This window comes from Bartonella sp. AA168HLJHH, from assembly GCF_042197365.1.
Classification (GTDB): Bacteria; Pseudomonadota; Alphaproteobacteria; order Rhizobiales; family Rhizobiaceae; genus Bartonella.
The window spans coordinates 1-1,227 of the sequence record NZ_JBHIRS010000062.1 but is presented as its reverse complement, the minus strand read 5'-3'; the positions used below and the strand labels follow the sequence as shown (position 1 = coordinate 1,227).

The window sequence follows — 1,227 nt, the reverse complement described above, 5'->3', positions numbered from 1 at the left end:
TGTCACTTATCAGCATAGATTTAAGAAAATTGGTTTTTCTGGAACGAGTTTCTCTGCTGGATTGCGCCACCTTTTTTGAAGAGCTGCAATATGTATTTTTAGTTAAAAGGCAGAAGATTTTCTGCCTTTTAATGTATTAAAATTTATTTTGCTTCATCAATATGGTTATTTTTTTGATATAAAAGATTACAATAGATGTTTTCTTTTATGCGATGAGAAATTTTTCTAAAATTTTTGATGTTAAGATATGAGGACAGATTTCATTGTGAATATGAAAAGTTTGAATGCTGAATGCTTTCGGCATAATCTTTCAAAAGAGACGATATAGGTGGTTGTTTTTGTCCATTTCTTTATTCATTTTTATAGATCATAAGTTTAGTCTTTATGAGTTTTATGCATTTTTTTGAATTTTGTTTTAGAACTTTATTTACGTTTATATCATTTCATACGCATATTATTTGTTTCCTTTTTTAGGATGTTTACTTAAGAATTTTGGATAAATACTTGTTTTTAGAATAAACAGAGGGAGTTTGAGGTCAAATTATAATAAAAGTAAAGTATGCTTTATCGTGTTGTTACGGTTGTTTTTTTGTAAATGATAGGTGGCAGAGAAATTTCGATAAGATACAGGATATTATTTTCATTGCGGTCATGCGCGGATATCATCATTCTTTTTTCAGCATTCAATATTTGCGCAGATTTTAGCACTCGAGAATGTTCATAAGGAGTAATTTACCTTTTTTCAAAAGTCCTTCTTTGCATGCCAGCTTCGTTTGTGATAGACAAGGGGTTAATTGATTAAATATAAACAGGTTTGAAATGAAAGAAATTTATAATATTCAGTTTTTATTCAATATGTAAAATGATGAATGAGCATTCTGAATTATTGCATGAAATTTTCCTAAATCAATATCACGCGCCTGATTAAACTGAAGATGCTGATAAACAACCTGAATCTACGGATCAAAAACAACACCTTTATACCCTGTTGCAAACGTTCTACCGCTCGTTAAAGAACCACTAAACTGTTTACCCTTTAACGCCACAACTTTACCCCGTGCTCGTGTCAAAATATCACCCTTAAAAAGGCCATACCATAACACCCCATCCATATAAAAACCGGTATCATGCTGCAAACTTCCATAAGCCCCAACAGACCATTTATTAAATGCGCTTTTTTTGCTTTGTTCAACATCCTGAGGGTGTAGAGAAAGATTTCCATAGTTT

General features: G+C 31.4%; 1 pseudogene. It reads right to left on the bottom strand.

Going from position 1 to position 1,227, the window contains the following annotated elements:
- Positions 1-890: 890 nt before the first annotated feature.
- Positions 891-1,227: pseudogene (locus ACFINM_RS09740) on the bottom strand (autotransporter domain-containing protein); the annotation flags it as partial.